This is a genomic window from Pseudomonadota bacterium (assembly GCA_022361155.1).
GTDB lineage: Bacteria > Myxococcota_A > Polyangia > Polyangiales > JAKSBK01 > JAKSBK01.
In genome coordinates this window covers 1-21,234 of the sequence record JAKSBK010000325.1, presented here as the reverse complement: position 1 = coordinate 21,234, position 21,234 = coordinate 1, and the positions used below count along the sequence as shown (strand labels likewise).

At 64.9% G+C, this 21,234-nt stretch carries 22 protein-coding genes; 13 read left to right on the top strand and 9 right to left on the bottom strand.

Annotated elements, in window-relative coordinates:
- Nucleotides 1-9: 9 nt before the first annotated feature.
- Together MJD61_12735 and MJD61_12730 are read left to right on the top strand one after the other, a co-directional pair.
- Entirely contained in the window at nucleotides 10-1,275 is a 1,266-nt protein-coding gene (locus MJD61_12735; GenBank protein ID MCG8556133.1) for a mechanosensitive ion channel family protein, read from the top strand.
- Between the two features lie 250 nt (nucleotides 1,276-1,525).
- Nucleotides 1,526-2,848, top strand: coding sequence for a Do family serine endopeptidase (locus tag MJD61_12730; GenBank protein MCG8556132.1), 1,323 nt, complete (start codon nucleotides 1,526-1,528; stop codon nucleotides 2,846-2,848).
- A 198-nt stretch (nucleotides 2,849-3,046) separates the two neighbouring features.
- Here the strand turns inward: MJD61_12730 and MJD61_12725 are convergent, their stop codons facing one another.
- Both MJD61_12725 and MJD61_12720 read right to left on the bottom strand, forming a co-directional pair.
- Nucleotides 3,047-3,439, bottom strand: coding sequence for a hypothetical protein (locus MJD61_12725; protein ID MCG8556131.1), 393 nt, complete (start codon nucleotides 3,437-3,439; stop codon nucleotides 3,047-3,049).
- 113 nt (nucleotides 3,440-3,552) lie between these two features.
- Complete coding sequence (locus MJD61_12720) at nucleotides 3,553-4,110, bottom strand: cytochrome c (GenBank protein MCG8556130.1); 558 nt, start codon at nucleotides 4,108-4,110, stop codon at nucleotides 3,553-3,555.
- Between the two features lie 325 nt (nucleotides 4,111-4,435).
- Here MJD61_12720 and MJD61_12715 point away from each other — a divergent pair, with 325 nt between their 5' ends.
- Nucleotides 4,436-4,876, top strand: a complete 441-nt coding sequence (locus tag MJD61_12715) for a CBS domain-containing protein (GenBank protein ID MCG8556129.1) — start codon at nucleotides 4,436-4,438, stop codon at nucleotides 4,874-4,876.
- A gap of 22 nt (nucleotides 4,877-4,898) precedes the next feature.
- Here MJD61_12715 and MJD61_12710 read toward each other — a convergent pair whose 3' ends face one another.
- Nucleotides 4,899-5,879, bottom strand: a complete 981-nt coding sequence (locus MJD61_12710) for a serine/threonine protein kinase (GenBank protein ID MCG8556128.1) — start codon at nucleotides 5,877-5,879, stop codon at nucleotides 4,899-4,901.
- Nucleotides 5,880-5,972: 93 nt separating this feature from the next.
- On the opposite strand from MJD61_12710, the gene MJD61_12705 reads away from it, so the two are divergent.
- The gene (locus tag MJD61_12705; protein MCG8556127.1) at nucleotides 5,973-6,818 is read left to right on the top strand and encodes an SDR family NAD(P)-dependent oxidoreductase; all 846 of its coding nucleotides are present in this window, start codon (nucleotides 5,973-5,975) and stop codon (nucleotides 6,816-6,818) included.
- 32 nt (nucleotides 6,819-6,850) lie between these two features.
- Here the strand turns inward: MJD61_12705 and MJD61_12700 are convergent, their stop codons facing one another.
- A complete protein-coding gene (locus tag MJD61_12700; GenBank protein ID MCG8556126.1) occupies nucleotides 6,851-7,045 on the bottom strand; it encodes a hypothetical protein in 195 nt (64 codons plus the stop codon).
- Between the two features lie 351 nt (nucleotides 7,046-7,396).
- Between MJD61_12700 and MJD61_12695 the strand changes: the two genes are divergently transcribed.
- The 5 genes from MJD61_12695 to MJD61_12675 are packed head-to-tail and all read left to right on the top strand — an operon-like array spanning nucleotide 7,397 to nucleotide 14,468.
- Nucleotides 7,397-8,524, top strand: coding sequence for a hypothetical protein (locus MJD61_12695; GenBank protein MCG8556125.1), 1,128 nt, complete (start codon nucleotides 7,397-7,399; stop codon nucleotides 8,522-8,524).
- Nucleotides 8,521-9,498, top strand: a complete 978-nt coding sequence (locus MJD61_12690; protein ID MCG8556124.1) for a MoxR family ATPase — start codon at nucleotides 8,521-8,523, stop codon at nucleotides 9,496-9,498. The genes MJD61_12695 and MJD61_12690 overlap by 4 nt, the downstream gene beginning before the upstream one ends.
- Nucleotides 9,499-9,502: 4 nt before the next feature.
- Nucleotides 9,503-11,125 (top strand): DUF58 domain-containing protein, encoded by a 1,623-nt coding sequence (locus MJD61_12685; protein ID MCG8556123.1) that lies wholly within the window; start codon nucleotides 9,503-9,505, stop codon nucleotides 11,123-11,125.
- Nucleotides 11,122-11,997 carry a 16S rRNA (adenine(1518)-N(6)/adenine(1519)-N(6))-dimethyltransferase RsmA gene (rsmA, locus tag MJD61_12680; protein ID MCG8556122.1) on the top strand — a complete coding sequence of 292 codons (876 nt, stop codon included), beginning with the start codon at nucleotides 11,122-11,124 and terminating at the stop codon, nucleotides 11,995-11,997. Before MJD61_12685 ends, rsmA begins: the two co-directional genes overlap by 4 nt.
- Before the next feature lie 23 nt (nucleotides 11,998-12,020).
- On the top strand, nucleotides 12,021-14,468 hold the full coding sequence (locus MJD61_12675) for a carbohydrate binding family 9 domain-containing protein (protein ID MCG8556121.1): 2,448 nt from the start codon (nucleotides 12,021-12,023) through the stop codon (nucleotides 14,466-14,468).
- Between the two features lie 16 nt (nucleotides 14,469-14,484).
- Here the strand turns inward: MJD61_12675 and MJD61_12670 are convergent, their stop codons facing one another.
- Nucleotides 14,485-15,954 carry an MFS transporter gene (locus tag MJD61_12670; GenBank protein MCG8556120.1) on the bottom strand — a complete coding sequence of 490 codons (1,470 nt, stop codon included), beginning with the start codon at nucleotides 15,952-15,954 and terminating at the stop codon, nucleotides 14,485-14,487.
- A 234-nt stretch (nucleotides 15,955-16,188) separates the two neighbouring features.
- On the bottom strand, nucleotides 16,189-17,118 hold the full coding sequence (gene msrB, locus MJD61_12665) for a peptide-methionine (R)-S-oxide reductase MsrB (protein MCG8556119.1): 930 nt from the start codon (nucleotides 17,116-17,118) through the stop codon (nucleotides 16,189-16,191).
- On the opposite strand from msrB, the gene MJD61_12660 reads away from it, so the two are divergent.
- Nucleotides 17,117-17,323: a hypothetical protein gene (locus MJD61_12660; GenBank protein MCG8556118.1), complete on the top strand. Its 207-nt coding sequence runs from the start codon at nucleotides 17,117-17,119 to the stop codon at nucleotides 17,321-17,323. The two genes, msrB and MJD61_12660, sit on opposite strands and share 2 nt — an antisense overlap.
- Before the next feature lie 348 nt (nucleotides 17,324-17,671).
- On the top strand, nucleotides 17,672-19,423 hold the full coding sequence (locus MJD61_12655) for a hypothetical protein (GenBank protein MCG8556117.1): 1,752 nt from the start codon (nucleotides 17,672-17,674) through the stop codon (nucleotides 19,421-19,423).
- Nucleotides 19,424-19,479: 56 nt separating this feature from the next.
- Here the strand turns inward: MJD61_12655 and MJD61_12650 are convergent, their stop codons facing one another.
- Together MJD61_12650 and MJD61_12645 are read right to left on the bottom strand one after the other, a co-directional pair.
- Nucleotides 19,480-19,707 (bottom strand): hypothetical protein, encoded by a 228-nt coding sequence (locus MJD61_12650; GenBank protein MCG8556116.1) that lies wholly within the window; start codon nucleotides 19,705-19,707, stop codon nucleotides 19,480-19,482.
- The gene (locus MJD61_12645; GenBank protein ID MCG8556115.1) at nucleotides 19,700-20,155 is read right to left on the bottom strand and encodes a nucleotidyl transferase AbiEii/AbiGii toxin family protein; all 456 of its coding nucleotides are present in this window, start codon (nucleotides 20,153-20,155) and stop codon (nucleotides 19,700-19,702) included. The genes MJD61_12650 and MJD61_12645 overlap by 8 nt, the downstream gene beginning before the upstream one ends.
- A gap of 201 nt (nucleotides 20,156-20,356) precedes the next feature.
- On the opposite strand from MJD61_12645, the gene MJD61_12640 reads away from it, so the two are divergent.
- Together MJD61_12640 and MJD61_12635 are read left to right on the top strand one after the other, a co-directional pair.
- Complete coding sequence (locus MJD61_12640) at nucleotides 20,357-20,590, top strand: hypothetical protein (protein ID MCG8556114.1); 234 nt, start codon at nucleotides 20,357-20,359, stop codon at nucleotides 20,588-20,590.
- Nucleotides 20,577-20,837, top strand: coding sequence for a type II toxin-antitoxin system RelE/ParE family toxin (locus tag MJD61_12635; protein MCG8556113.1), 261 nt, complete (start codon nucleotides 20,577-20,579; stop codon nucleotides 20,835-20,837). Before MJD61_12640 ends, MJD61_12635 begins: the two co-directional genes overlap by 14 nt.
- 77 nt (nucleotides 20,838-20,914) lie before the next feature.
- Here MJD61_12635 and MJD61_12630 read toward each other — a convergent pair.
- Nucleotides 20,915-21,234 (bottom strand): hypothetical protein (locus MJD61_12630; GenBank protein ID MCG8556112.1); only part of this gene is annotated, 320 nt, incomplete at its 5' end.

The window sequence follows — 21,234 nt, the reverse complement described above, 5'->3', positions numbered from 1 at the left end:
AACCGCGCCGTGCCGGAGCTTCTCGATTGGATCACGCAAGCGCTCGCCCGCTATGGCGTCCCGCCCAGCGCGGGGCGTCTCGCGGCACAGACAGTGTTTGTATTCGGCGTGGTCATCGCCAGCCTGATCGCGAACCTGCTTGCCCGCCGCTGGCTCCTGCACTGGATCAGGGCTTTCGTCGGCAAGACCAAGACGACCTGGGATGATGCGCTCGTCGCGCGGGGCGTCTTCGACAGATTGGCCCGCATCGCTCCGGCCGCGGTGCTCTACAGCCTGCTGCCGCTGGCTGTGCCGGAGCAAGCGGACCTGCAGGCCGCCATTCACCGCATCGTCGTAGCCTACATGATCCTGATCGGATCGCTCGCTGCGGATGCGCTCCTTAGCGCGGTGCTGGACGTTTACGAGACACTGGGGATCTCGCGCGCCCGGCCTATCAAGACCTACGTCCAGGTCGCCAAGCTCGCGCTCTATGTCGTAGCAGCGATCTTGATTCTCGCGATGCTGCTCGATCGCTCTCCTTGGGGCTTCCTCACGGGCCTCGGGGCGCTAACCGCGGTCATCATGCTCGTGTTCAAGGACACGATCCTGGGTTTCGTGGGCAGCATCCAATTGATCGCCAACGACATGGTGCGGCTCGGCGACTGGATCGAAGTGCCCAAATACGGCGCCGACGGCGATGTTGTCGATCTGACCATCAACACCGTGAAGGTACGCAACTGGGACAAGACCATCACGACCATACCGACCTACAATCTGATTAGCGACAGCTTCAAGAACTGGCGCGGCATGTCCGAATCGGGAGGCAGACGTATCAAGCGCGACATCTCTATCGACATAAGTAGTGTCAAGTTCTGTACACCGGCCATGCTCGATCGGTTCGAGAGTATCGGGCTCATTTCCGACTACGTCCGGAGCAAGCGCAAGGAGGTGGAAGACCACAACCGCCAGCAAGGAGTGAATCCGGCGCAGATCGCGGACGGCAGGCGGCTCACGAACCTCGGCACCTTTCGCGCCTACGTCATCGCGTATTTGCGACGCAATCCCAACGTGCACCCCTCTATGACCTTCCTGGTACGGCAGCTGCAGCCCGGTTCCACGGGGCTTCCGCTGGAGGTCTACGTCTTTAGTGCGGATCAGGTATGGTCCAGCTACGAGGCGATCCAGGCCGACATATTCGACCATTTGATCGCCGTGATTCCCCATTTCGAGCTGCGCGTGTTTCAAAACCCATCAGGAGCCGACATCGAGCGGGTGCTAGGACGAGTTTCTCGGTAGCTGCTATCTCCAATGGCCGTGCCTGTTTGGTGAACGGGCGAGCTTCGCACCGGCGCTCCGCCGGTCGGCCAATGGCAGCCCACCGATGGTAGGAAGAGAATAGAACCCCTCCGGCCGGTGTTACCGCTTACAACGAGGGAGGCACCCTACCTGGTTTTCCGGGACTGGAGGAGCTTTGCAGCACGCAATCCACGAGCATGAAATCCGCCGGCGTTGGGCGCGATCGGCAAGCTATTTTGGCTGGGTATCGGTGTTGCTGTTAGGTCCCGCCACCGCGACCCCGGCAACAGCGGCGCCCGCGCAACTGAGCCAAGCGATCGCGGACGTGGCGCAGCGCGTCTCGCCCAGCGTGGTGAGCATCCGTACCGAACAGCGAGCTCGTAATGCGGGCCATTGGTTGTTTGGTAACGACGCCAACCCCTGGCGCGTGCGAAAAGGCAACGGCTCCGGGGTCGTGGTACGGCCGGACGGCTATATTCTCACGAACCACCACGTCGTCGCCGATGCAGACGAGATCCAGGTCGCTCTAAAGGACGGTCGCGAGCTGACAGCCGAGGTCGTGGGAACCGATCCCACGACGGATCTTGCGGTGATTCGAGTGCCGGCCGCCAAGCTCCCCGCCACCGCCCTGGCCGATTCAAGCAAGGCCCGGGTCGGCGAGTGGGTGGTCGCGATTGGCTCGCCGTTCGGCCTGGACTACACGGTGACCGCAGGTGTGCTCAGTGCCGTGGGCAGAGGCTCGATGGGTGTCAACAAGATCGAGGATTATCTGCAGACCGACGCGAGCATCAACCCTGGCAACTCCGGGGGGCCGCTGGTGAACCTCCAGGGTGAGGTCCTGGGGATCAACACCATGATCGTGGGTCGGGCCAACGTCGGCATCGGGTTCGCGGTCCCCTCCAATCTCGCCCGGCAGGTGGTCAAGCAGGTCATCGAGACCGGCGAGGTCCGGCGCTCGTGGATCGGCGTAGGCTACCAGGAGCTGACCACGGAGTTGGCCAAAGCGTTCAACGTGCGCGGCGGCCGGGGCGTTCTCATCAACTACGTCGAGCGGGGCGGCCCCGCGGATCGGGCGAAGCTGAAGCAAGGAGACGTGATCGTATCGGTCGATGGGATCGCCTTGAACAAAGGGAAGGACCTGCCGCGGACGATCCTGGCGAAGGAGGTCGGAAGCATCGTCAAGCTCGGGATCGCTCGCCAGGGGCGCATCGTCAAGGTGTCCCTCAAGACTGGAGAACGTCCGGTCAGCGACTCCAGCCGATCAAGACGCGGCAAGGGCACACGCCAGGGTCGCGCGCAGGCCTTTGGTCTGCGTCTGGAGAATCTCACGCCCCAGCTCGCACGCAGGCTCGGTCACCGCGGCAAGGGCCGTGTGGCTGTGGTCCAGGTGGCCCCCGGCTCACCGGCTGCTCGCGCAGGACTGAGCCCCCGCGACATCATCCTGGAGGCCGACGGGAAGGAGGTGCGCTCCAGCGCCCAGGTCCACAGGGCGCTCCAAGATGGCAAGGCGCTGCTGCGTATCGCGCGTGACCAGGGTGTGTTCTACACGGTGCTATCGCTGTCCAACAGCTAGTTCCCGTTCGGAATGGCGCCAGAGCGGCTTTCGTCCTCGGACCGAAGCTCGAAATAGCGCTGCTATTCCTTCGCTCCGCTCCTGCGGGCGCGCTCGCTCTGGCATCCATTCTGAACGGGAACGGGCGTTTCGGAATGGGAACAGCTAGTACCACCGCCAGCGCTCAACGCCGTCGATCGCAATCCCTGGCAAGCGCTACTAGTGCCCCGACGCCGAAGGGGCGAGTTTGCGCGAACGATACGTTGCCTGATACTTCTTGCGGAACTTCTTATGGCACCCCTTGCAGGAGCGTCGTGCTGCCTTGTAGTCCCCCTTCTTGGCCTGCTCGGCGCCCTTCTGGGCGATCGTCAGCCAGTCCTTCTTCCAGGCGGGGTCCGGAACAAACGCTTCCACTTTGGCCAACAGCTCGGCCATCTTTTCCGTGTTCTTTTCCTTGGTAGCGGGCTTGAGGTTGCTCTCCATCCAGTCGTGTAAGGGGCAAGCGCCCTTGGCCTTACACTCGTCGTCCGACGCCTGCGCCTCCCAAACCAACCCCAGGCTCGCGGAAATGGCGATTCCCGATATCAATAGAGATACCCCAAAGCGTGTCATGTCTACCTCGCTCATGTGTTGCCAAGATGGACGCACAAGGCACACGTTTATTCCGCGCGGCGATGCAGCGAGCGCGCCGATCGGTGTGAATACGTCGGTGGCAACTCTAGCTTCTAATGATGCCCCTTGTCGTGGGCCTGCCCGGCGTCCCCCCCATCGTGGGAGTCCCCGGAGCGCTCGCTGTCGTGAGCGCCCTCGTCCTGCCCGCCGCCCTGCTGTCCGCCGCCCTGCTCGTCAGCATGACCGCCGTCGCTATGACCGCCCTTGCCGGGGCCGCCGGCATGCCCTGCTGGCTCGGCTGTATCGCCCTTCACGGCTCCAAGGCTGACCAGATACGCCAGTACCGCCTCCATGTCCTCATCGCTCAGCTTATCGAGCCCGATAGGACGCATGTCGTCGGATCCCTCACGGATTTGTTTGCGCACGTGTCCCGGCAGCAAGCGCTTGTTCAGAAGCGACGGGCCGATGTCCTCCTCGCCGTCCGGATGACACATCCCGCAGACGTCGTCGAAACGCAAGGCTCCGTGCTTCGCATCGGTTGACGCGATCGGTCCCGCGTACTCCGCAGCAACCTCACCGGCATGGCTCGCCCCACCTCCCCGAGCGGCACCGCCGCAGCCAGCGATCAGCGCGATGGCCAGGGCAAGGAAGGAGTGTTTGAGGTTCTTCATGTGCAATCGATGCCTTTCTCAGCGCAGTCCCTTCGCACGCGCTGTGCTAGGTTCTCAGGGCGCGCCGCCCTGCACGGCCGCAGCCGATCGAGTTATTCTGGGACGGGCCCTTGGTTCCACGGGGGCGCAAAGCCTGCCACACTCCGACCGTGAACTCCATGGTTCGCGACGTGCAGTCGATCCGTTACGCCGGCTGCGGACGTGAAGCCGCAGCCAGTGTGCGGTCGGACAGCTGGAGGCCTTGCACGACGGGTCGCCACGCGACAAGGTGAGGACACCGGCCGGCCTACCCTTTGTCGGAAACACTGTGAAAGCGGGAGCTTCGATGGCGTCGCAGCCACGTCTCGTGGGCGCTCACATGACCTTGTGGCCGCATTCGATCGGACGCGACCAGCCCATGGCGCGCGCCTCGGAACGCATGCGCAAGCACGGTGTGCGGCACTTGCCCGTGCTGCACCAGGGGCAGCTGGTGGGCATCGTCAGCGAGCGGGATATCGCGTTGGTCGAGGCATTGGGCCCCCTGGATCCGGACAAGGTGCTGGTGGAGGAGGCCATGACGCCGGAGCCCTACGCCGTTACACCCGACATGCCGCTGGTGCGGGTCGTTCGCGAGCTTTTTCGGCGCAAGTACGGGTGCGCGGTGGTGATCGATGCAGGACACGTCGTGGGCCTGTTCACAACCACCGACGCGCTGCGCATGCTGGGCGAGCTGCTCGGCGACGACGAGCCCGATGTGCCCGCACCCGAGAGAGTGGACTTGCCTTAGCAATAGCCAGGCTAGGCTATGGCTAGCCCCGCAGCCGGGGGTCGGTCCAGGGCGCGCTCGAAACAAACCCCACGCTCCTGTCGGCAACCGGTTCGTAGGGAAACATGCGGCGCACGTGCCGCGCCACGACCCGGGGACCCGTGAGCAGCGAGTGGCGGATGGCGAGCTGTTCCAGCTGCAGGGCCAGCTGCCCGGCGCTCGAGGTCCGCTGCTGTCGGTTGCGAGCGAGCGCGGCCAGCACCGTGGCCTCCACGTCGCTGGGGTAGTCGGCACGGAGCTGCGAGGGAGGCGGGGGATCGCGCTCGACGATGGCGGTCATCACCTGGACGTCCGAACCGGTGAACGCCCGACACCCGGTTGTGAGCTCGTACAGAAGCACGCCGATGGCGAAAACGTCGGCGCGCTTATCCAGGGGCAAGCCGCGCACCTGCTCCGGCGCCATGTAGGCGTACGTGCCCACGGTTCCCAGATCCGGGGTCGTGCGTCCCGAGCTTTGTGCCACGCCAAAATCTAGGATCTTCACTACCCCGTCGGGGGTCACCATGACGTTGTCAGGGCTCACGTCGCGATGGACGATGCGCATGGGCACGCTCGCGTGGTCGCGACGCTCGTGCCCGTGGTGCAATCCCTCACAGAGCTGGATCGCGATGCCCAGAGCCACACCCAGCGGCATGGGTTGTGCCGCGCGTGTCCCCGCCACCTGAAGCTCGCCCAGGGTGAATCCAGGAACGTACTCCATGGCCATGTACCAGTGCCCGTCCGCCAGCCCCAGCTCGAACACTTGAGGAACGCTGGGATGCGAAAGCTCGGCCATGAGTCGAGCTTCGTCCTGGAACAGCCGCAGCGTGCGGGGATCGTCGGCCAGGTGGCGGAACAGGCGTTTGATCACCAGATCGTTAAAAAAATCGGCCTGGCCCCACTGGCGCGCAAGGAACACCTCCGCCTGCCCACCTGCGGCGATCTTCCGAATCAGCTCGTAGCGCGCAAACTGAACGCTCGTCACCCCGGATCAGTGTAGCGCAAAGTCCACCAGCAGACGACGACATCGAACCGAAGCTCGGTTTTGTGTTACAGATGGCGGGTTGTGGAACCCTGCATGGGTTGCCTTGACGAGCAGGTCGTTATCGTTACCGGCGCCGGCCGAGGCATCGGCCGTGCCACGGCATTGCTGTGCGGGAGGGAAGGCGCTCGTGTCCTCGCCGACGACCTTGGCTGCGACGCTGCCGGTCGGGGCGCGGACAGCAGCGTCTCGGATCGTGTTGCCAACGAGATCGTCGCGCTGGGCGGAGTGGCTGTTGCCAGCCACGAGGACGTTTCGGGGCGCGAGGGGCCCAGGCGCCTGACAGAGAGAGCCATGGACGAGTTCGGGCGCCTGGACGCTGTGATCGCGTGCGCGGGGGTTGCACGCAACCGGCAACTGCTCCGGATGTCGGACGACGACCTGGACGCCGTCATGAACGTGCAGCTGCGATCCAGCATCCGGCTCACGCGCGCCGGCGCCCAAACGATGGCGCGCCAGGGAAACGGAGGATCGATCGTTCTGAGCGCCGGTGCCAGCGCCTTGTTTGGCAGCCCGCACCAGAGCAGCTTGACTGCTGCCTTCGCTGGATTGATGGGGTTCGCCCGTTCCGCCGCCATGGAGCTGCGGCGCCAAGGGATTCGGGTCAACACCGTCGCGCCCCTGGCACGCACCCGCCTTACCGAGAACAATCCGGTGTTCAAGGGCATCGGCGCTGACTCCCTGAGCGCTACGCACGTGGCGCCGGTCAACGCTTATCTTGCCAGCCGCCTCTCCGTCGAGGTGAGCGGCGAGTTCGTGGCTGTCGCCGGCTCGCGCGTGTACCTGCTGGCCGTGCGCGAGACCACGGGAATCTTCGCTGATGGAGCAGGCTTTGCCCTGGAAGAGCTGCAGCGCGGCTGGAACGAGATTACCCGAGGCTAGCGGCCCTGGATCGGAAGATCAGCAGCGGAAGATCAAATCTGTGTGATGGTGAAGTCCGTGACAGAGTCACCAGGATCCACGATAGTCACAGTGCCCTCGCCGTCGTCGCTGCTGTCGCTCTCCTCGGGCACCAGAGGAACCGGCAGCGGCAGCTCCAGGAAGGGGTGGGCCGGCGGCGCCTTCTCTTCCCGTTTTCGGATCTGCTCGATGATGAACGGTGGCAGCATGGCATCGATCCTACCTGTAATACGCTATCAGAACTTGTAAGCGGGTCAAACTCCTCCTTACGACCAGTCGGCCCTTGCTACCGGATCGTTAGGGCCCGTCCCAAAATAACTGGTCGAAACCGGCCGTGCAGCTTGCGAAGCTGCTTAGGAATCCGCGGGCAACACAAGACCCGCCCAGCCAGCGCGTTGATGTGGAACACAATGTCAGTGGTGCCTGACCGAGCCCGGGTTCTGACGGCGGTACATATAGGGCGGTGTGCCACCTGTCTGGTGGGGGTCTGCCTCAACCTGGCGGCAGGAACTGCGCGCGCGCAAACCGACTTTGACCCGACCAGCTGGGCGTGGAACGGCTTGGCAGAGCTCGTCGCGCTGGCGAGGTCGGAGCAGCTCGCGGTCTCGACACCCCAACAGCTGCGCGTCGGCGATCTGCGCCCATCCGACGCTATCCTCATCGTCCACCCCACCGCGCCGCTACCCGTGCGCAGCCTGACGTCGTTCCTGAGGGCGGGTGGCCGAATCGGGCTTGCGGACGATTTCGGCAGCGGCAACACGCTGCTCGCCGCGCTGCAGATCGGCCGGCACCCGCCCGGTAGCCGCGTGCAAGGGCAGCTCCTGCGCGGCAACCACAATCTGCTCATCGCGGAACCTCGACTCCCTCACCCGCTGACATGGCAGGTCCAGGCCCTCGTTACCAACCACCCCCAAGTCGTTCACCACCCCGAGCTGCGCCCGCTGTTTGGCTTTGCAGAACGCCACAGCGCCCTGGTCATCGCGGGAGCCGTTGGCGAAGGTCGACTCGTGGTCATCGCGGATTCCAGTGTGCTGATCAACAACATGCTGCAGTTCCGAGGCAACCGACAGTTCGCCAGCAATCTCGCGCGCTACCTCTCCAGGGACGGCGGGCGGCTCTTCGTCGCCTCCGCAGGCACGCACTTGCACGGCGATGCGGCCGGGATGGGTGCCGCGGGAGCGCTGCGAAACCTCGAGCTCTCGCTGCAGCGAATCCAGCGGTTCGTCCCGGACCCGCCGCTGGTGCGTCTGCTCGCAGCACTGCTTGCAGGCGTAACGCTGATCGGCTGCGCGGCGCTTCTTCCCCGTTCGTCCCCCTACGAGGGCGCCGGGCCACCGCTGGCCGCTCCGGTGGGCGGGGGCTTCAGCGGTCGCGTAGCGCTGTTTGGCAGCGTCAAGACCTCGCTCGCGGCGCCGGCGCTCGCCCTCAAGGTCGAGCTTGACGCTGAGCTGCGGCGTCTGCTTGGAACACCGCAGGTGCCAGCGCCCCACGAGGTCTCCGCGACGCTGGGCCGCCTTGGTGCGAGCCCCCACGACGTTCGAAGCGTCGAGGAGCTTCTGTTAGAGTTGGAAAGCCTTCAGCGCGAGAGCGTTGCCGGTCCCCGGATAGGCGCGACCCGACTGCAGGGCATGGTGGCCACGAGCAGACGCCTCCTGGGATGGCTTGAAGACCAAGGCCGAGCCAAATGAGACCCTCCACGATCGAAGATGCGCGCTTGGCCCGTATTGCCGAGCGGGCTGCGGCGGTCATGGACGAAGTCGGGCGCGTGTTCGTCGGCCCCCGTCACCTGGCTGAGCTGCTGATGGTGGCCGTGCTCGGACGTGGCCACATCCTCGTCGAAGGCGTTCCCGGTGTAGCGAAGACCACGCTCGCGAAGGCCTTCGCCACCACCCTGGGCTGCCGCTTCAGGCGGGTTCAGTTCACGCCCGACCTGCTGCCCGCCGACATCACCGGCACCTACGTGCTGTCACCCGCCGAGGGGACGTTCAAGCTGCGAGAGGGGCCCATCTTCGCCCATGTGGTCCTTGCCGACGAGATCAACCGCGCCCCTGCCAAGACGCAGAGCGCCCTGCTCGAGGCCATGCAGGAAGGACAGGTGACCATAGAAGGCGAGACGCGCAGTCTGCCGACGCCGTTCGTGCTGCTAGCCACCCAGAACCCGGTTGAGCAGGCGGGCACGTACCCTCTGCCGGAGGCGCAAGTCGACCGCTTCCTGCTACGCCTGTCCGTGGGCTACCCCAGCCCGAGCGAGGAACGCCAAATACTGCAACGTTTCACCCAGAGCACGCCGCAAGCCAACGCCCTGCTCACCCCCGACGAGGTTCTTGCCATGCAGGAGCTGGTTGCCACGGTGCACGTCGAGCCCCAGGTGCTCGACTATGTCGTACGGCTGTCAACGTTCACGCGCCAACATCCAGACGTGTTCCTTGGAGCCTCGCCGCGGGGTTCCTTGGCGCTCGCACAAGCTGCGCGCGCTCGGGCCCTGCTGTCCGGGCGCAGCTATGTGCTGCCCGACGACGTGAAACACCTGGCGCCCACGGTCCTGGCCCATCGAATCGTACTGACGCCGGAAGGACAGATGGAGGGCGCCGACCCGCAGGCGATCGTGCGCAAAGCCACGGATCAAGTGGCTCTCCGAACTCACCGAACCAACGAGCCCTGAATCCGTGTGGCCGATCGCTACCCCATCCGCCGTGGCCGCGTTCAGCGGCTGTGCTGCCATGTTCGCGCTGGCCATCGCAGCAAACTCCCCCACCGTCGTGGTGTTGGCGGCCGCGCCTCTGATCGGGCTCGCCGGTGCGCTCGCACTGGCCACGGGCGCTGGCCGACGCATGCGACGCGAACGGCTCGAGTTCGCCTGGTGGCTCGACCACAGCACACCGGGGACGCGGCTTGGCGCAGTCGTGCCTGGCGTGCCTTTCCTCGTACGCTGCTACCTCCGCGTTCACGGCAAGCGAGGCTTCGAGCTGGCTCGCCTGCGACCCGTGCTGCCGGCCGGCGTGCGGGTGCTCGACCCGGAGCCCGACAGCATCCGTCTCGTGCCACGCTCACGTACCGAGTTCGCCTTCACGTTTGTCGCGCCGGCCGTGGGACGTCTCGTGCTGCAGGGGCTCTCGGTGCGCTCACCCGCGTCGCTCGGGCTTTTTCAGGCACCGATGTACTTTCCCAATCCGCTGGCCATCAAGGTCTTGCCGCGCGTCAGCACGGCGCGCAGCACCGCCGTCGCCATGGTAGGCGGCCTGCCGGTAGAACGCAGCGGTCAGGCGCTTCGCCAGCGCCAGAGCGGAGGCGCGGAGCTGCGCGAGCTACGCGAGCTGCAACCCGGAGACCCTTTCAAGGCCATCGCCTGGAAAGCGAGCGCCCGCTTGGGCAAGCTGATGGTCAGGGAGGTGGAGCGCGAAGTGCAGGAGACCGCGTACGTGGTGCTCGACGTAAGCGGCAGCATGCGGGGCGGCGAGGTGGGCTCGCGCAAGCTCGACCATGGAGTCGAGCTTGCGGCCGCCGAGGTTTGCAGGTCGCTCGACCGCGGCGACCGCGTCGGCTTGCTGTGCGTGGATGGACGGATCGTGTCGCACGTGCCTGCCAACGACGGGGCTCAACAGACGTTGCGCGTCTACGACGCACTGCTTACAGCCGTCGACGCCGCGGACGCCGATCTGACGCAGCCGACCTTGGACGAGGTCTTGGAGTTGGTGGGAGCGTACGCACGCCGTCAGGACGGGCTCGACTTCGCACGCCGAGGTGCTGGTGTCTGGGATCGTGCTGGACTGGTGGCGTACGCGGAGCGCGCCCTGAGAGGCCAGCCGGGGCCAGCCGTGCAAGCCGTGCAAACAGAGCATGAGGAGGATTCGACTTTGCGGCGCTTCTGCCAGCTGCGTGGCATCGCACTGCGCTACCGTGCAGCGCCATCGGGCACGACCAAGGCGCAGGCGCTGTCGAGCGCGCTGCGCCTGGCAGCCGGGACGCTTCGGCAGCCTCGCTCCATCCTGCTGATCTCCGACCTCGATGGTGCCGCGGATCAGACCGACCTGGGGCCAACCCTCTCTCTGCTCAGAGCTCATGCACACCGCGTGTGCGCGCTCGTGCCGGATGCGGTTTCGTTTGCGGCGGAGGCACGCAACCAGCGCGAGCGTGACCTGCACTACGTGTATGGTTTGCAGGAAGCGCGCCGTGTGCGCCAGGCCAGTAAGCTCTTCGGGCGCCACGGCTTTCCGGCTGTTGTAACCCGGCGGGGCGACCTTCCAGGTCGCATAGTGACACGGGCACACCAGATGCGACGCGTGGCATGAGCTCACATCCGGTCGACAATCCTGGAACCGACGCGTGCTTTCGCGATCCCCGACGGGTGTTGGAGCGCTACGGACTGACCCCGAAGCGACGCTTTTCACAGAACTTCCTGATCTCGCGGCCGGTACACCAAGCGATCGCGGGCGCCGTCGCCCCGGAGCCGCACGAAACCGTGGTCGAGCTTGGCGCAGGGCTAGGCACCCTCACGAGATTCCTGCTCGCAACGGGAGCCCACGTAATCGCCGTAGAGCGCGACCGCGACATGCTGCATGTCCTGGGACAGGAGCTCGAAGGCCACCAGCGGCTGCGGCTGGTCCGGGAAGATGCGGCCACGCTGGATTTCGCTGCCTTGACGAGTCCGCTGGACCACAAGCCGTGCGTGGTGGGCAATCTTCCGTATGCCATCGGCGGTGCGATTCTGCGCAACTTGGTGGCCAACTCGAGGCACGTATCCCGGTGCGCCGTCATGCTTCAGCGCGAAGTGGGAGACCGGTTGCTGGCGGAACCGGGTACGCCCAGCTACGGAGCGCTCACGGTGTTCATCGGTGCAGCGTACAGCGTGCGCAGCGTGCGTTTGGTGCGGCCGGGTGCTTTCTTCCCCCGCCCGCAGGTAGGCAGCGCGCTCGTCTCGCTGACACCGCACGAGACGCCGCGGGCCCTGGAAACCGAAGCGTTTCGCTTGGTGGTGCGAGCCGCGTTCTCTTCTCGCAGGAAGATCTTGCGCAATTCGCTGTTGCGCCTCCCGGGTGGCGAACGGCAGCTCGTGGACGGTGTGCTGAGCGCTGCCGGCCTATCGGGCGAACAGCGCGGCGAGACACTCTCTGTGGAACAGTTCGCTGATCTTGCAAGCGCCTGGGACCGGCACCAAGGCTGACCCTTCCCCTACTGCCTGACGCAATGTACCTCCTGTTCGCGCTGTTCTTGCTTCCCGGGGCTGTGCCTGCCCGAGCAGTGCATGCGGCCTCGACGAGCAGCCCGATCTCGGTGGACGGGAAGCTGCGTGAGTCCGCGTGGAGCGCCGCGCCCGAGCACCAGCTGCGGCGCCAGAAATCGCCGGTCGTGAACGGGCCCGTCACGCAGCCCACGAGCTTTCGCGTACTGGCGGGTCCCGATGCCATCTACATTGGCGTCCGCTGCGAGCAGAAGGTGCCGATCGTGGCTCGGCGCACGCGCCGTGACCGCGACATCGAGTCCGACCGCGTCATCATCGACATCGACAGCAGGGGCCGCGGTAAGGATGCCTTCCATTTCGAGATCACGGCCGGCGGCAGCATGGTGGACGGGATCCGTTACAACGACACGACGCTCGACCTGCAGTGGGACGCGAACTGGATCTCCGCCGTCAGCCGCGATCCCGACGGTTGGACCGTGGAGACCGCGATCCCGCTCCGGGTCTTGCGCCGACCCGCCGATTCCAGCGGCCCGGTCAGGATGCAGGTGCGTCGCTACATTTCCGCACTTGCCGAAACGGACGAATGGGCACGCACGCCGCGCGACAACAGCCAAGAGGTCCGCCGTTACACGCCGGTCCGGGGCCTGGAGCTGCAGAGCTTTCGCTTGACCGCAGACGTGCTGCCTTATGTTTCACCGACCCTGCAAAGCGACCACGAGTCGGGGTTCGCGCCCGGCCTGCGCTACGGAACCAATCTGAAGTTCCGCTTCGCTCCCGATAGCCTGCTCGATGCGACCCTGCTGCCTGACTTCGGCACGGTGGAGGCGGACACCGCGGTCTTCAACTTGAAGACCACCGAGGTGCAGTTTCCAGAGAAGCGCCCCTTCTTTCAGGAAGGTGTCGATCTGTTCACCACGCCGCTCGATGTGTTCTACTCTCGGCGTATCGGATCGCTGACCGGAACTACAGCGGGAACCGTGCTTGATACCGGGTCGCCGGCCCGCGTGCTCATGGCCAGCAAGCTGCTTGCTCGCGCGGGTGAGCGCGGCGCGCTGGGCACATTGGTGGCGCTCACCGGGAAGCGCTACGTCCGGGTCGCCGTCCCGGACACGGGCTTGGTGGCTCGCCAGCAGGTAGTGCCGAGGTACGCCTATACGTTGCTTCGCGGGACCTTCGATCTGCCGTACGCCGGTTATGTTGGGCTGCTGGCGGGTAGCCGCAACGCGCTCGAAAGCGGCCTCGAGGCTCCATGGCCCAGCTGTCCGGATGCTCAACAACCCGTGGCCGGACGCTGCTTCCATGACAGCTACCTGGTGGCCGCCGATATGCTTGCCCGCAGCCGGGATGGTCGGCTGCAAGCCGTCGCGCAGATCGTGGGCACCTACCGCTATGCGGGTACACCCCGCACCCAGTTGGATGGCAACGTGCTGTCTTCCGGCGACCTCGGCGGGGCGGCGCGTGTCCAGCTCAAGAAGACCGGCGGTCGCGTGATCGGCTGGATCAACTACGAGTGGCGCGGCCGCGACGCGGACTGGAACGCTACGGGCTACCTACCGGTGCCCAACCGCCACCACCTCAGGATGCACGTCGCCCTGCAAGACCTGGTGCCGCGTGGCCTCGTGCTCGAGGATCGCTGGCAGGTCGAGCTGTGGCGCAAGATAACCCTCGAGGGTTTCAACGCCGGGGTCGGCTACCAGGCCAACTATCGGGCCAAGTGGAAGAATTTCTGGCAGAGCTTTACCGAGCTGCACTACCGGCCGCGCCATCTCGACAACCGCGAGGCGCGGGACGGCACGCTGGTGCAGCGTTCGGCCCTGGTGGGCTGGGAGCAGATCATCACCACCGATCACCGCCGCAAGGTAGTTGGCGAGCTCGACGGCGTGGTCAAGCTGCGCACTACGGGCGGCTGGCTGCACAACGGCTGGCTCGCAACCGCAACGCTCAACGTCGACGTCGCGGCCTTCGGTTCGCTGCAGCTTCGGCTCGGCATCAACGGGACCTACGACGTGGGGGAGCTGCGCTGGCTCGAGGCGGATTTGGAGCACGAGCTGCGCCGCTTTGCTCGCCTCGACGCCAGGGCGCTCGGCCTGCTGACCCGCGTCAACTACACGATCACGCCCCGTCTCGAGCTACAGCTCTATGGCCAGCTGCTGGGAGCGGGCATCGATCGCTACAACGCGACCACGAGCCCGGCGAGCGCCAGGCGAGTGCTGCTCGATCAGGTGATCGAGCAACCCCGGTTCGGACGCCACCACAGCAATGAGACCCTGCTGATCGTCAATGCCTTCCTGCGCTGGGAGTACTCGCCGGGCAGCAACCTGTATCTGGTCATGACGCGCAACCACAGCGGTTCCAGCGAGGAGAACAGCACGATCATCAATGTGACGCCGCTGAATACACAACGTCCAGCCTATCTTTTCCTGGTCAAGCTGACCTCGCTGCTCGAGCTTTGAGCCGCGGTAGCACCCCCTACCCCTGCACTGCCTCGTCGTCCCGCCCGGCCTCCTCGGCACGTATGTGCTTGCGGAACACCAAGATGCCGATGGGGCAGATGAGCGCCATCAGCGCGATGACCAGCCACAACATCTCGGAGTTGCGCGGTCCTTCCGCCGGGCAGTAGGCCTCCAGCAGCCGGCCAGACAGCATGCCGACGAACAGCTTGGCCACGAAGTACGGAAGCACCGACAGCGCCATGTAGCTGCCCTCCTGTCCCTTGGGCGCGATGGCAGCCGTATATTCGTAGAGGCGCGGGGACCAGATCGCCTCACCGATCGAGAACAGAACCACAAAGATAGCGATCGAGACGTACAGGGGATTGACCGGACCCTCGACGCCCAACCACTGGTGCGCGATCAGGTGCCCCGGCCAGCCGTCCGCCAGGCCCTGAAACCACTCTCGCGGCATGGCCAAGAAGAAGACCGGCAGCGCAGCCGCCGAGCTGCCTACTGCGATCATCGAGTAGGCGCGCATGCCGCCCGTGAGAGCGCCCACGATCGGCGTCAGCAACACGATGATCACGGGATTGAGCACGCCCCATAGCTGCCCGACGGGTGCACCCTCCCCGAGCTCGCGGATGCCGTACTTCGGGAAGGTGTAGTGCATATGAAAGAACACGACACGGATCATCGTGACCAGCGTGAGGAACGCCAGGAAACGATAGAAGTTCGACTGGCGCCAGACGCTGACGAACTTGCTGATCGTACCCTGTGCCGCGTCGCGGATGCTCAGCGCAGTCCCCATCAGCAGGCCGGAATCCCTGTACCTCGGCTGCTGCGCACGAATCTGGATTCCCTCCTCGGTGGCTTCTACGCCGTCGCGCATGAAAAACCAGGTGATCAGCAAGCCGGGCAGCGTCGCTACCGTGGCCCAGAAGAACAGCACCCGATAGGTCGAAAGCTCCATGCCCAGAAGTGTCTGGGTCCCGTACTCGCCCAGTTCCGCGCGCACGAAGTCAAACACCCAACCCGCAATGGCAAACCCCACGTTCATCATCGTGTAAAAGAGCGCAAAGGCCATGGTGCGCTGCCGGACCGTCGAATAGATCTTGAGCGCAGCATTCATGACGGGGACCATCATGGCATGGCCCACCGCCATCGGAAGCATCCCCAAGACAAGCGCCATCCAGACATTGGCCGTGCCGGTCATCATGGCGCGGGAAAGCAAACAAAGCCAGAAACCAAACAGGAATGATTTCTTGATTCCTATCGAGTCGACCAGCGAGCCGACCAGCACCGTTGCCAGGGTCATCAGGGTCGACCAGATGGCGACGGTGTCGCCGGCCTCGGCGTCCGAGAAACCAAGGTCCGAGGACAGCCACAATACCAGGGTGGTGTTCATCAGCCCGTAGGCCACGATCTCGAGGATCTTGGTCAGGTAGATGATCCACAGCTCGCGCGGCGAGCCGCGCATGACCGTAAAACTGGCGATGAAGGAACGCACCTTGAAGATATTCCAGGCTCGGCACGAACGCGGCTCTCCTGGCACCGCGTCCGTCCGGCGGCGGTCGAGGGTGCCAGAATTCAGTTCTTGTGACTACTGCCTGACGTGGAACTTCTGTTTCCGGCCGCCCCCTGCGAGACGAGCGGCTTGCCCGGGCCCGGTTCGAGCTCGGCCCGGATCCTTGGCAGGGCCTCGGGGTTCTCCCGATCTGCACAAGCCATTTTGTGGCGAAGGCTAAGGCTTCAGGTGCCGGTAGCCTTCTGCCTCGAGCCTGTCCAGGGGAACGAAGCGCAGGGACGCGGAGTTGATGCAATAGCGCAGGCCGGTGGGCGGCGGGCCGTCTTTGAACACGTGCCCGAGATGGGAGTCGGCGTGCTTGGAGCGGATCTCGGTGCGCCGCATGCCATGCGACGTGTCGGCTTTGCGCACGATGTTGTGCTCCCGCAGCGGCCTGGTGAAGGACGGCCAACCCGTGCCCGACTTGAACTTGTCCTTGGAGCTGAAGAGCGGCTCACCCGACACCACGTCCACGTAGATGCCGGGCTTCTTGTGATCCCAGTAGGCGTTGCGAAATGGAGGCTCTGTAGCGTTTTGGCGCGTCACGCGAAACTGTAACGGTGTAAGGCGCTTGCGCAGCTCGCTGTCGCTTGCCCGGGCATAGCGCCGGACCCCCGAGACGGGAGGCTGGTTGTCCCAGACGCGCCGCAGGAAACCCTCACGACCGGACCCCTTGCGGTAGCGCTTGTAGTGCGCGCTGTTCTTGCGGTAGTAGTCCTGGTGATAGTCTTCCGCAGGATAGAATGCTCGGTAGCGGGTGATCTCGACCGCGATGGGCTTCTTGAAGCGCCCAGACTGTTCGAGCTTGCGTTTGGATGCGAGGGCAGCCGCCTTCTGGCTGTCGTCGTGGTAGAAGATGCCGGGGCGGTACTGGCGGCCGCGATCCGCGAACTGGCCCCCCGCATCCGTGGGGTCCAGGCTGCGCCAATAGATGGCGAGCAACCTGTCGTAGCCGATCACCTCGGGGCTGAAAACAACCTGAACCGCCTCGGTGTGGCCAGTCCGCCCCGACGAGACCTGCTTGTAGCTGGGGTTGCTCTCAGGGCCGCCCGTGTAGCCCGACTGCACCGAGCGCACACCGGCCAGACCCTCGAAGGGGGGCTCCATGCACCAGAAGCACCCGCCGGCAAACGTAGCCACGGCCTCCCCGCGTTGTGGCCGAACCTGTTTGGGCCTGGATTCGGCGACGCCCAACGAGGGCGCGCATGCGCTCGGCAGAGCCGCCAACGCAAGAGACCAAAGGAACGCAGCACGACAGGACACGGACCTGTACGAAGCCTACACCTTCCCAGAGCTTGCCGCATGGCGTTGACAGCGGCGGCATTCGCTTCGGTGCTCGTGTGCCTAGTCAGGACAAGAACACTGCCGGGACGTGTACGACTCAAGCACATGTACGACTCAAGCACATGTACGGACCTTTCGCCATAAGCACCCACAAAGGCGACCGCATGCTGTGGCGCGAGGAATTAATGTACATTGGTCTACCCACCGCGCCGACCGATTTTATCCGCCGTCACCACTTGTCAGCCGAGGGCAAGCGACTATTCTCGCGCGAAACAGCAAGCCCAAACTCAGCCAGGCAAAGGCCAATCCCAGCCGGGCAAACAAATCCCAGCCCGGGCAAGCAAATCCCAGCCCGGGCAACGTAGTGAGGCACAGCATGAGCAGACTTATCTGGATGGCACCAGCAGCAGCGGTATTCGGCTTGGCCGCCTGTGGCGGCGGCAACAATCCCGCCGGCTCCGGGCCGGCGCCCATGGCACAACCGACGGGTGCCTGCCCTAATCACAGCGCACCGGCACAAATGGCCTGCAGCGAAAGCGGGCCGCGCGACCCCAACATGTGGGCCCGCTGCGCCGGCGGCCTCACCAACGACGATGGCAACGCCGTAGCCGTCGACCAGCAGGGCAACATCTACCTGGGCGTGGGCTACGGGGGTCTCAGCGGCGGAGCCAGGGGACAGATGCAGCTGATGGAGTACATGCAGTGCTACGGGCTCGACCTTGCGGCCCTGGGAAACATCAGCTTCGACGGAATGCCGGCAAATACCGGTGGAGACGAGGATCCGCTGCTGGCCAAGTACGACTCCCAGGGCAATCTGCTCTGGATCCGGCAGGCTGCAGGCATGGGCGCTGAAGGCGAAATCCGGTCGGTCGCGGTCAACCCGACGACAGGCTTCGTGATCGCTGGCGGCGACTTCCGCGGCATGGCGGACTTTGGCCCAGGCAACACGATCACCTCACCGGGCCGGGACATGTTCGTGGCCGAGTACGACCCCAACGGGACGGTGATGTGGGCGCAGACGGCGACGATCCTGCCCGATGCGATGGGCAACGATCGGGCGGACGTCTACGGCGTGGCCGTCGATCCAGGAACCGGTGACATCGTGGTCACCGGCGACTTCCAGGGCGTGATGACCGCCGGCGTTGGACCGGACATGAAGATGATCGCGGCCCAGGGCAACAGGGATCTGTTCGTGGCGGAGTACACGCCGCAAGGGCAGCTGATGTGGCTCGACGACGCAGGGGGCGCGGGCGACGACTCCGTCGGTCGTGGCGCCACCGTCGAACCGGACGGGAGCTTTGTGATAGTAGGGCGCGTGAGCGGCGGGGCGGACGAGCACTTCACGGGCCGCGCCGGCGGCGACGTGATCGTGCACGACTACAGCGGGCAGTTCCGGAGGGGCTCGGACATGGTGCTCGCGCACTACGCGCACACCGGCGAGATCCTCTGGGCCACCCATGCCGGAAGCCCGGATCTCCCCGGAGGCGAGGGAAAACGCACGCGTGGCGAGGGCGTGGGCCATGACAGCCTGGGGAACCTCTACGTGGCAGGCTCCTTCGAGGGCTGCGCGTTCTTCCCCATCATGCCCACCCTACCCAATATACCGCCGCCGCCGGCGCCGCTGGGGCTTGATCCAACAATCTGCGCCCCTCCCCCCGGTCACATGGTGGCGATGGGTCCCCCAGGCAATGAGAGCGACATCTACTTCGCGAAGTACGATGCGAACGGGGTCCTTCTATGGGTCAAGACGGCTGGCGGCCCCGACAGCGACCGCGGCTACGCCATTCATGTGCACGAAGGCGCGGCTGGCTCCTTCTTTTACGTGGGCGCGCGCATACAACAGACGGTTACGTTTGGCAACATAACCGTGATGGGTGGCATCGGTGACGACGGGCAAGGCATCGCACAGTACGATCTCGAGGGTAACGTGCGCTGGGCAACATCGATCGTGGGCAACGGTGACGACAACTTCAACGATCTCGCGATCGATCCCCGCGACGGAGCCGTGGTGGCCGCCGGCAACATCAACGGGACGATCCAGTTCGCCGGCCAGACCCTGACCTCGGCCTACACGGGCATCCGCGACGACGACATCCTGTTGTTCCGTATCCCCGCGACGGGTATGTAAGGGAAACTGGTGCTTGGCAAAGCACCAGTTTCCTAGTGTTCGTCCATCGGGCGCTGTCAGCGCCCGATGGACGCAGAAGCCTCGCTGCCGTCCGCTGAAGGCATCGCGGGGTCGCGCTGCGCCAGCCGAGAGCACAAGCTCGTCAACGCTGCCGTCATCCGTAGCCTCCCGGCAACTGCAGCCTCCGACATGTCGACGCCCTTTTGCGCGTAGCCACGTTCGCTCAGCAGCATCCCAACACGCCGGATTCGAGCGCGTACGGCCTCGGCCGTCATGTCAACCAAGGTGCAGCTCCTCGAGGCGCTTCACGTCGGCTAGATCCTGGGGCCGACCAGCAGCCAGCTTCAGCGTGATCAGACCGGGTCTCGATACCACGCTCAGCCGGCCGCTCTCGAACGGCACCCGGATGCGGCTCTCCCATACACCTCGGACAGCTCCGGCGACCACGAGGGCATCCAGCATCAACGGCTGGCCACCGATCAACTTGCTGAAGCGGTGCATTGTGATGCCGCTCGCCTCGAACGTCATGGGCAGCGCCTCGAACCCGAAGCCGCAGTAGCGTGCAACGTCGCGAAACCCGTCCAGGGACTCGGGCGGCACCAGCACGTCGATGTCTTGCGTGGCGCGCGGCACGCCATGCACGGCCAGCGCCATGGCACCGCACAGTGCATACTCCACCCGCGTCTCGTCCAGCTTGGCAACGAGCTTGGCAAGCTCTTCGTACAAATCCACGGCTACTAGCCTAGCGTCCTGTGTCCGTGATTACGTGCATGAGTCGCCGAGCAATTGGCGACGCTCGAGTCATCGAATCGACGCCGGAATAGCAACGCTATTTCAAGGAGATAGCCCAAAGGGTGATCGGTGGCTCGAGGGGCGTCAAGGCCCCCCAACGCAAGCTTGCCCGACTACTAGTAAATGCTAGCATGAGATCAAATGACAGAACCTAGACAGGTTCAGCTCGCCACACGCGTTGACAGGCGCGTGAAACGCGCTGTCGATCGCTATTGTGAGGGCCACGGCGTGAAACTCAGCCGTTTTGTCGAAGACGCTCTGCTCGATCGACTCGAAGAGTTGGAAGATATCGAGGATCTCAAGGCGCTGCGAGCCGAAACCACCCGACCACTCGAGGATATCCTGCGCGAGCTCAAGCTGGATGAGCTGCTATAGCGTCGAGCTCTCGCGCTCGGCCGAAAAAGCGCTGCGCAAGCTACCCCGCGATGACCTGCGGCACATCGCTGCAGCGCTCAAACGACTCGAGTCAGACCCGCGACCACAGGGCAGCCGGAAGCTCTCGGGCTACGACGACGTACTGCGCATTCGCGTCGGCCGTTACCGAATCATCTACAACATCATCGAAGAGCGCGTCCTCGTAATCGTCCTCAAGATCGGTCACCGGCGAGACATTTATCGCTGACCCGGAACTTCGTTGCGGGTCAAGCGCTCGCTACGCGAGCGTTCGGCGCAAAGCGCCGCCAGTCAAGGGTGCCCCGCCTACTTCACCAAGACCTTGCCGTCCGCGTCGAGCGCCACGACCTTGCCGGCACCGATGGGTACGCTGCGGGCGAGGTCTTTGAGCGAGGCCAGCAGCGTAACCGGCTTGCCCGCAGCATCGAGCAACGGCACGTCCTTGCCGTCCTTGTTCCGCTGGATCATGGGGGCCTTCGCGTCGCCCACCACGAGCACCAAGGCCGCGTCGGGCCTGAGGTGGGCATTTGCCGACGCCGTTGCCTGCTCCAACGTCACCTCACGCACATTGCCCACGTAGTTGTTCCAGTAGTCAAGCGGCAAGCCGAAGTACACGAGCTCGCGAT

What these genes read in the sequence shown, in the direction of transcription:
- rsmA (MCG8556122.1), top strand. Translation starts at nt 11,122, where the DNA reads ATGAGCTCACATCCGGTCGACAATCCTGGAACCGACGCGTGCTTTCGC.
- MJD61_12715 (MCG8556129.1), top strand. Translation starts at nt 4,436, where the DNA reads ATGGCGTCGCAGCCACGTCTCGTGGGCGCTCACATGACCTTGTGGCCG.
- MJD61_12705 (MCG8556127.1), top strand. Translation starts at nt 5,973, where the DNA reads ATGGGTTGCCTTGACGAGCAGGTCGTTATCGTTACCGGCGCCGGCCGA.
- MJD61_12640 (MCG8556114.1), top strand. Translation starts at nt 20,357, where the DNA reads ATGACAGAACCTAGACAGGTTCAGCTCGCCACACGCGTTGACAGGCGC.
- MJD61_12660 (MCG8556118.1), top strand. Translation starts at nt 17,117, where the DNA reads ATGCACCAGAAGCACCCGCCGGCAAACGTAGCCACGGCCTCCCCGCGT.
- MJD61_12655 (MCG8556117.1), top strand. Translation starts at nt 17,672, where the DNA reads ATGAGCAGACTTATCTGGATGGCACCAGCAGCAGCGGTATTCGGCTTG.
- MJD61_12720 (MCG8556130.1), bottom strand. Translation starts at nt 4,110, where the DNA reads ATGAAGAACCTCAAACACTCCTTCCTTGCCCTGGCCATCGCGCTGATC.
- MJD61_12675 (MCG8556121.1), top strand. Translation starts at nt 12,021, where the DNA reads ATGTACCTCCTGTTCGCGCTGTTCTTGCTTCCCGGGGCTGTGCCTGCC.
- MJD61_12690 (MCG8556124.1), top strand. Translation starts at nt 8,521, where the DNA reads ATGAGACCCTCCACGATCGAAGATGCGCGCTTGGCCCGTATTGCCGAG.
- MJD61_12635 (MCG8556113.1), top strand. Translation starts at nt 20,577, where the DNA reads ATGAGCTGCTATAGCGTCGAGCTCTCGCGCTCGGCCGAAAAAGCGCTG.
- MJD61_12700 (MCG8556126.1), bottom strand. Translation starts at nt 7,045, where the DNA reads ATGCTGCCACCGTTCATCATCGAGCAGATCCGAAAACGGGAAGAGAAG.
- msrB (MCG8556119.1), bottom strand. Translation starts at nt 17,118, where the DNA reads ATGGAGCCCCCCTTCGAGGGTCTGGCCGGTGTGCGCTCGGTGCAGTCG.
- MJD61_12725 (MCG8556131.1), bottom strand. Translation starts at nt 3,439, where the DNA reads ATGACACGCTTTGGGGTATCTCTATTGATATCGGGAATCGCCATTTCC.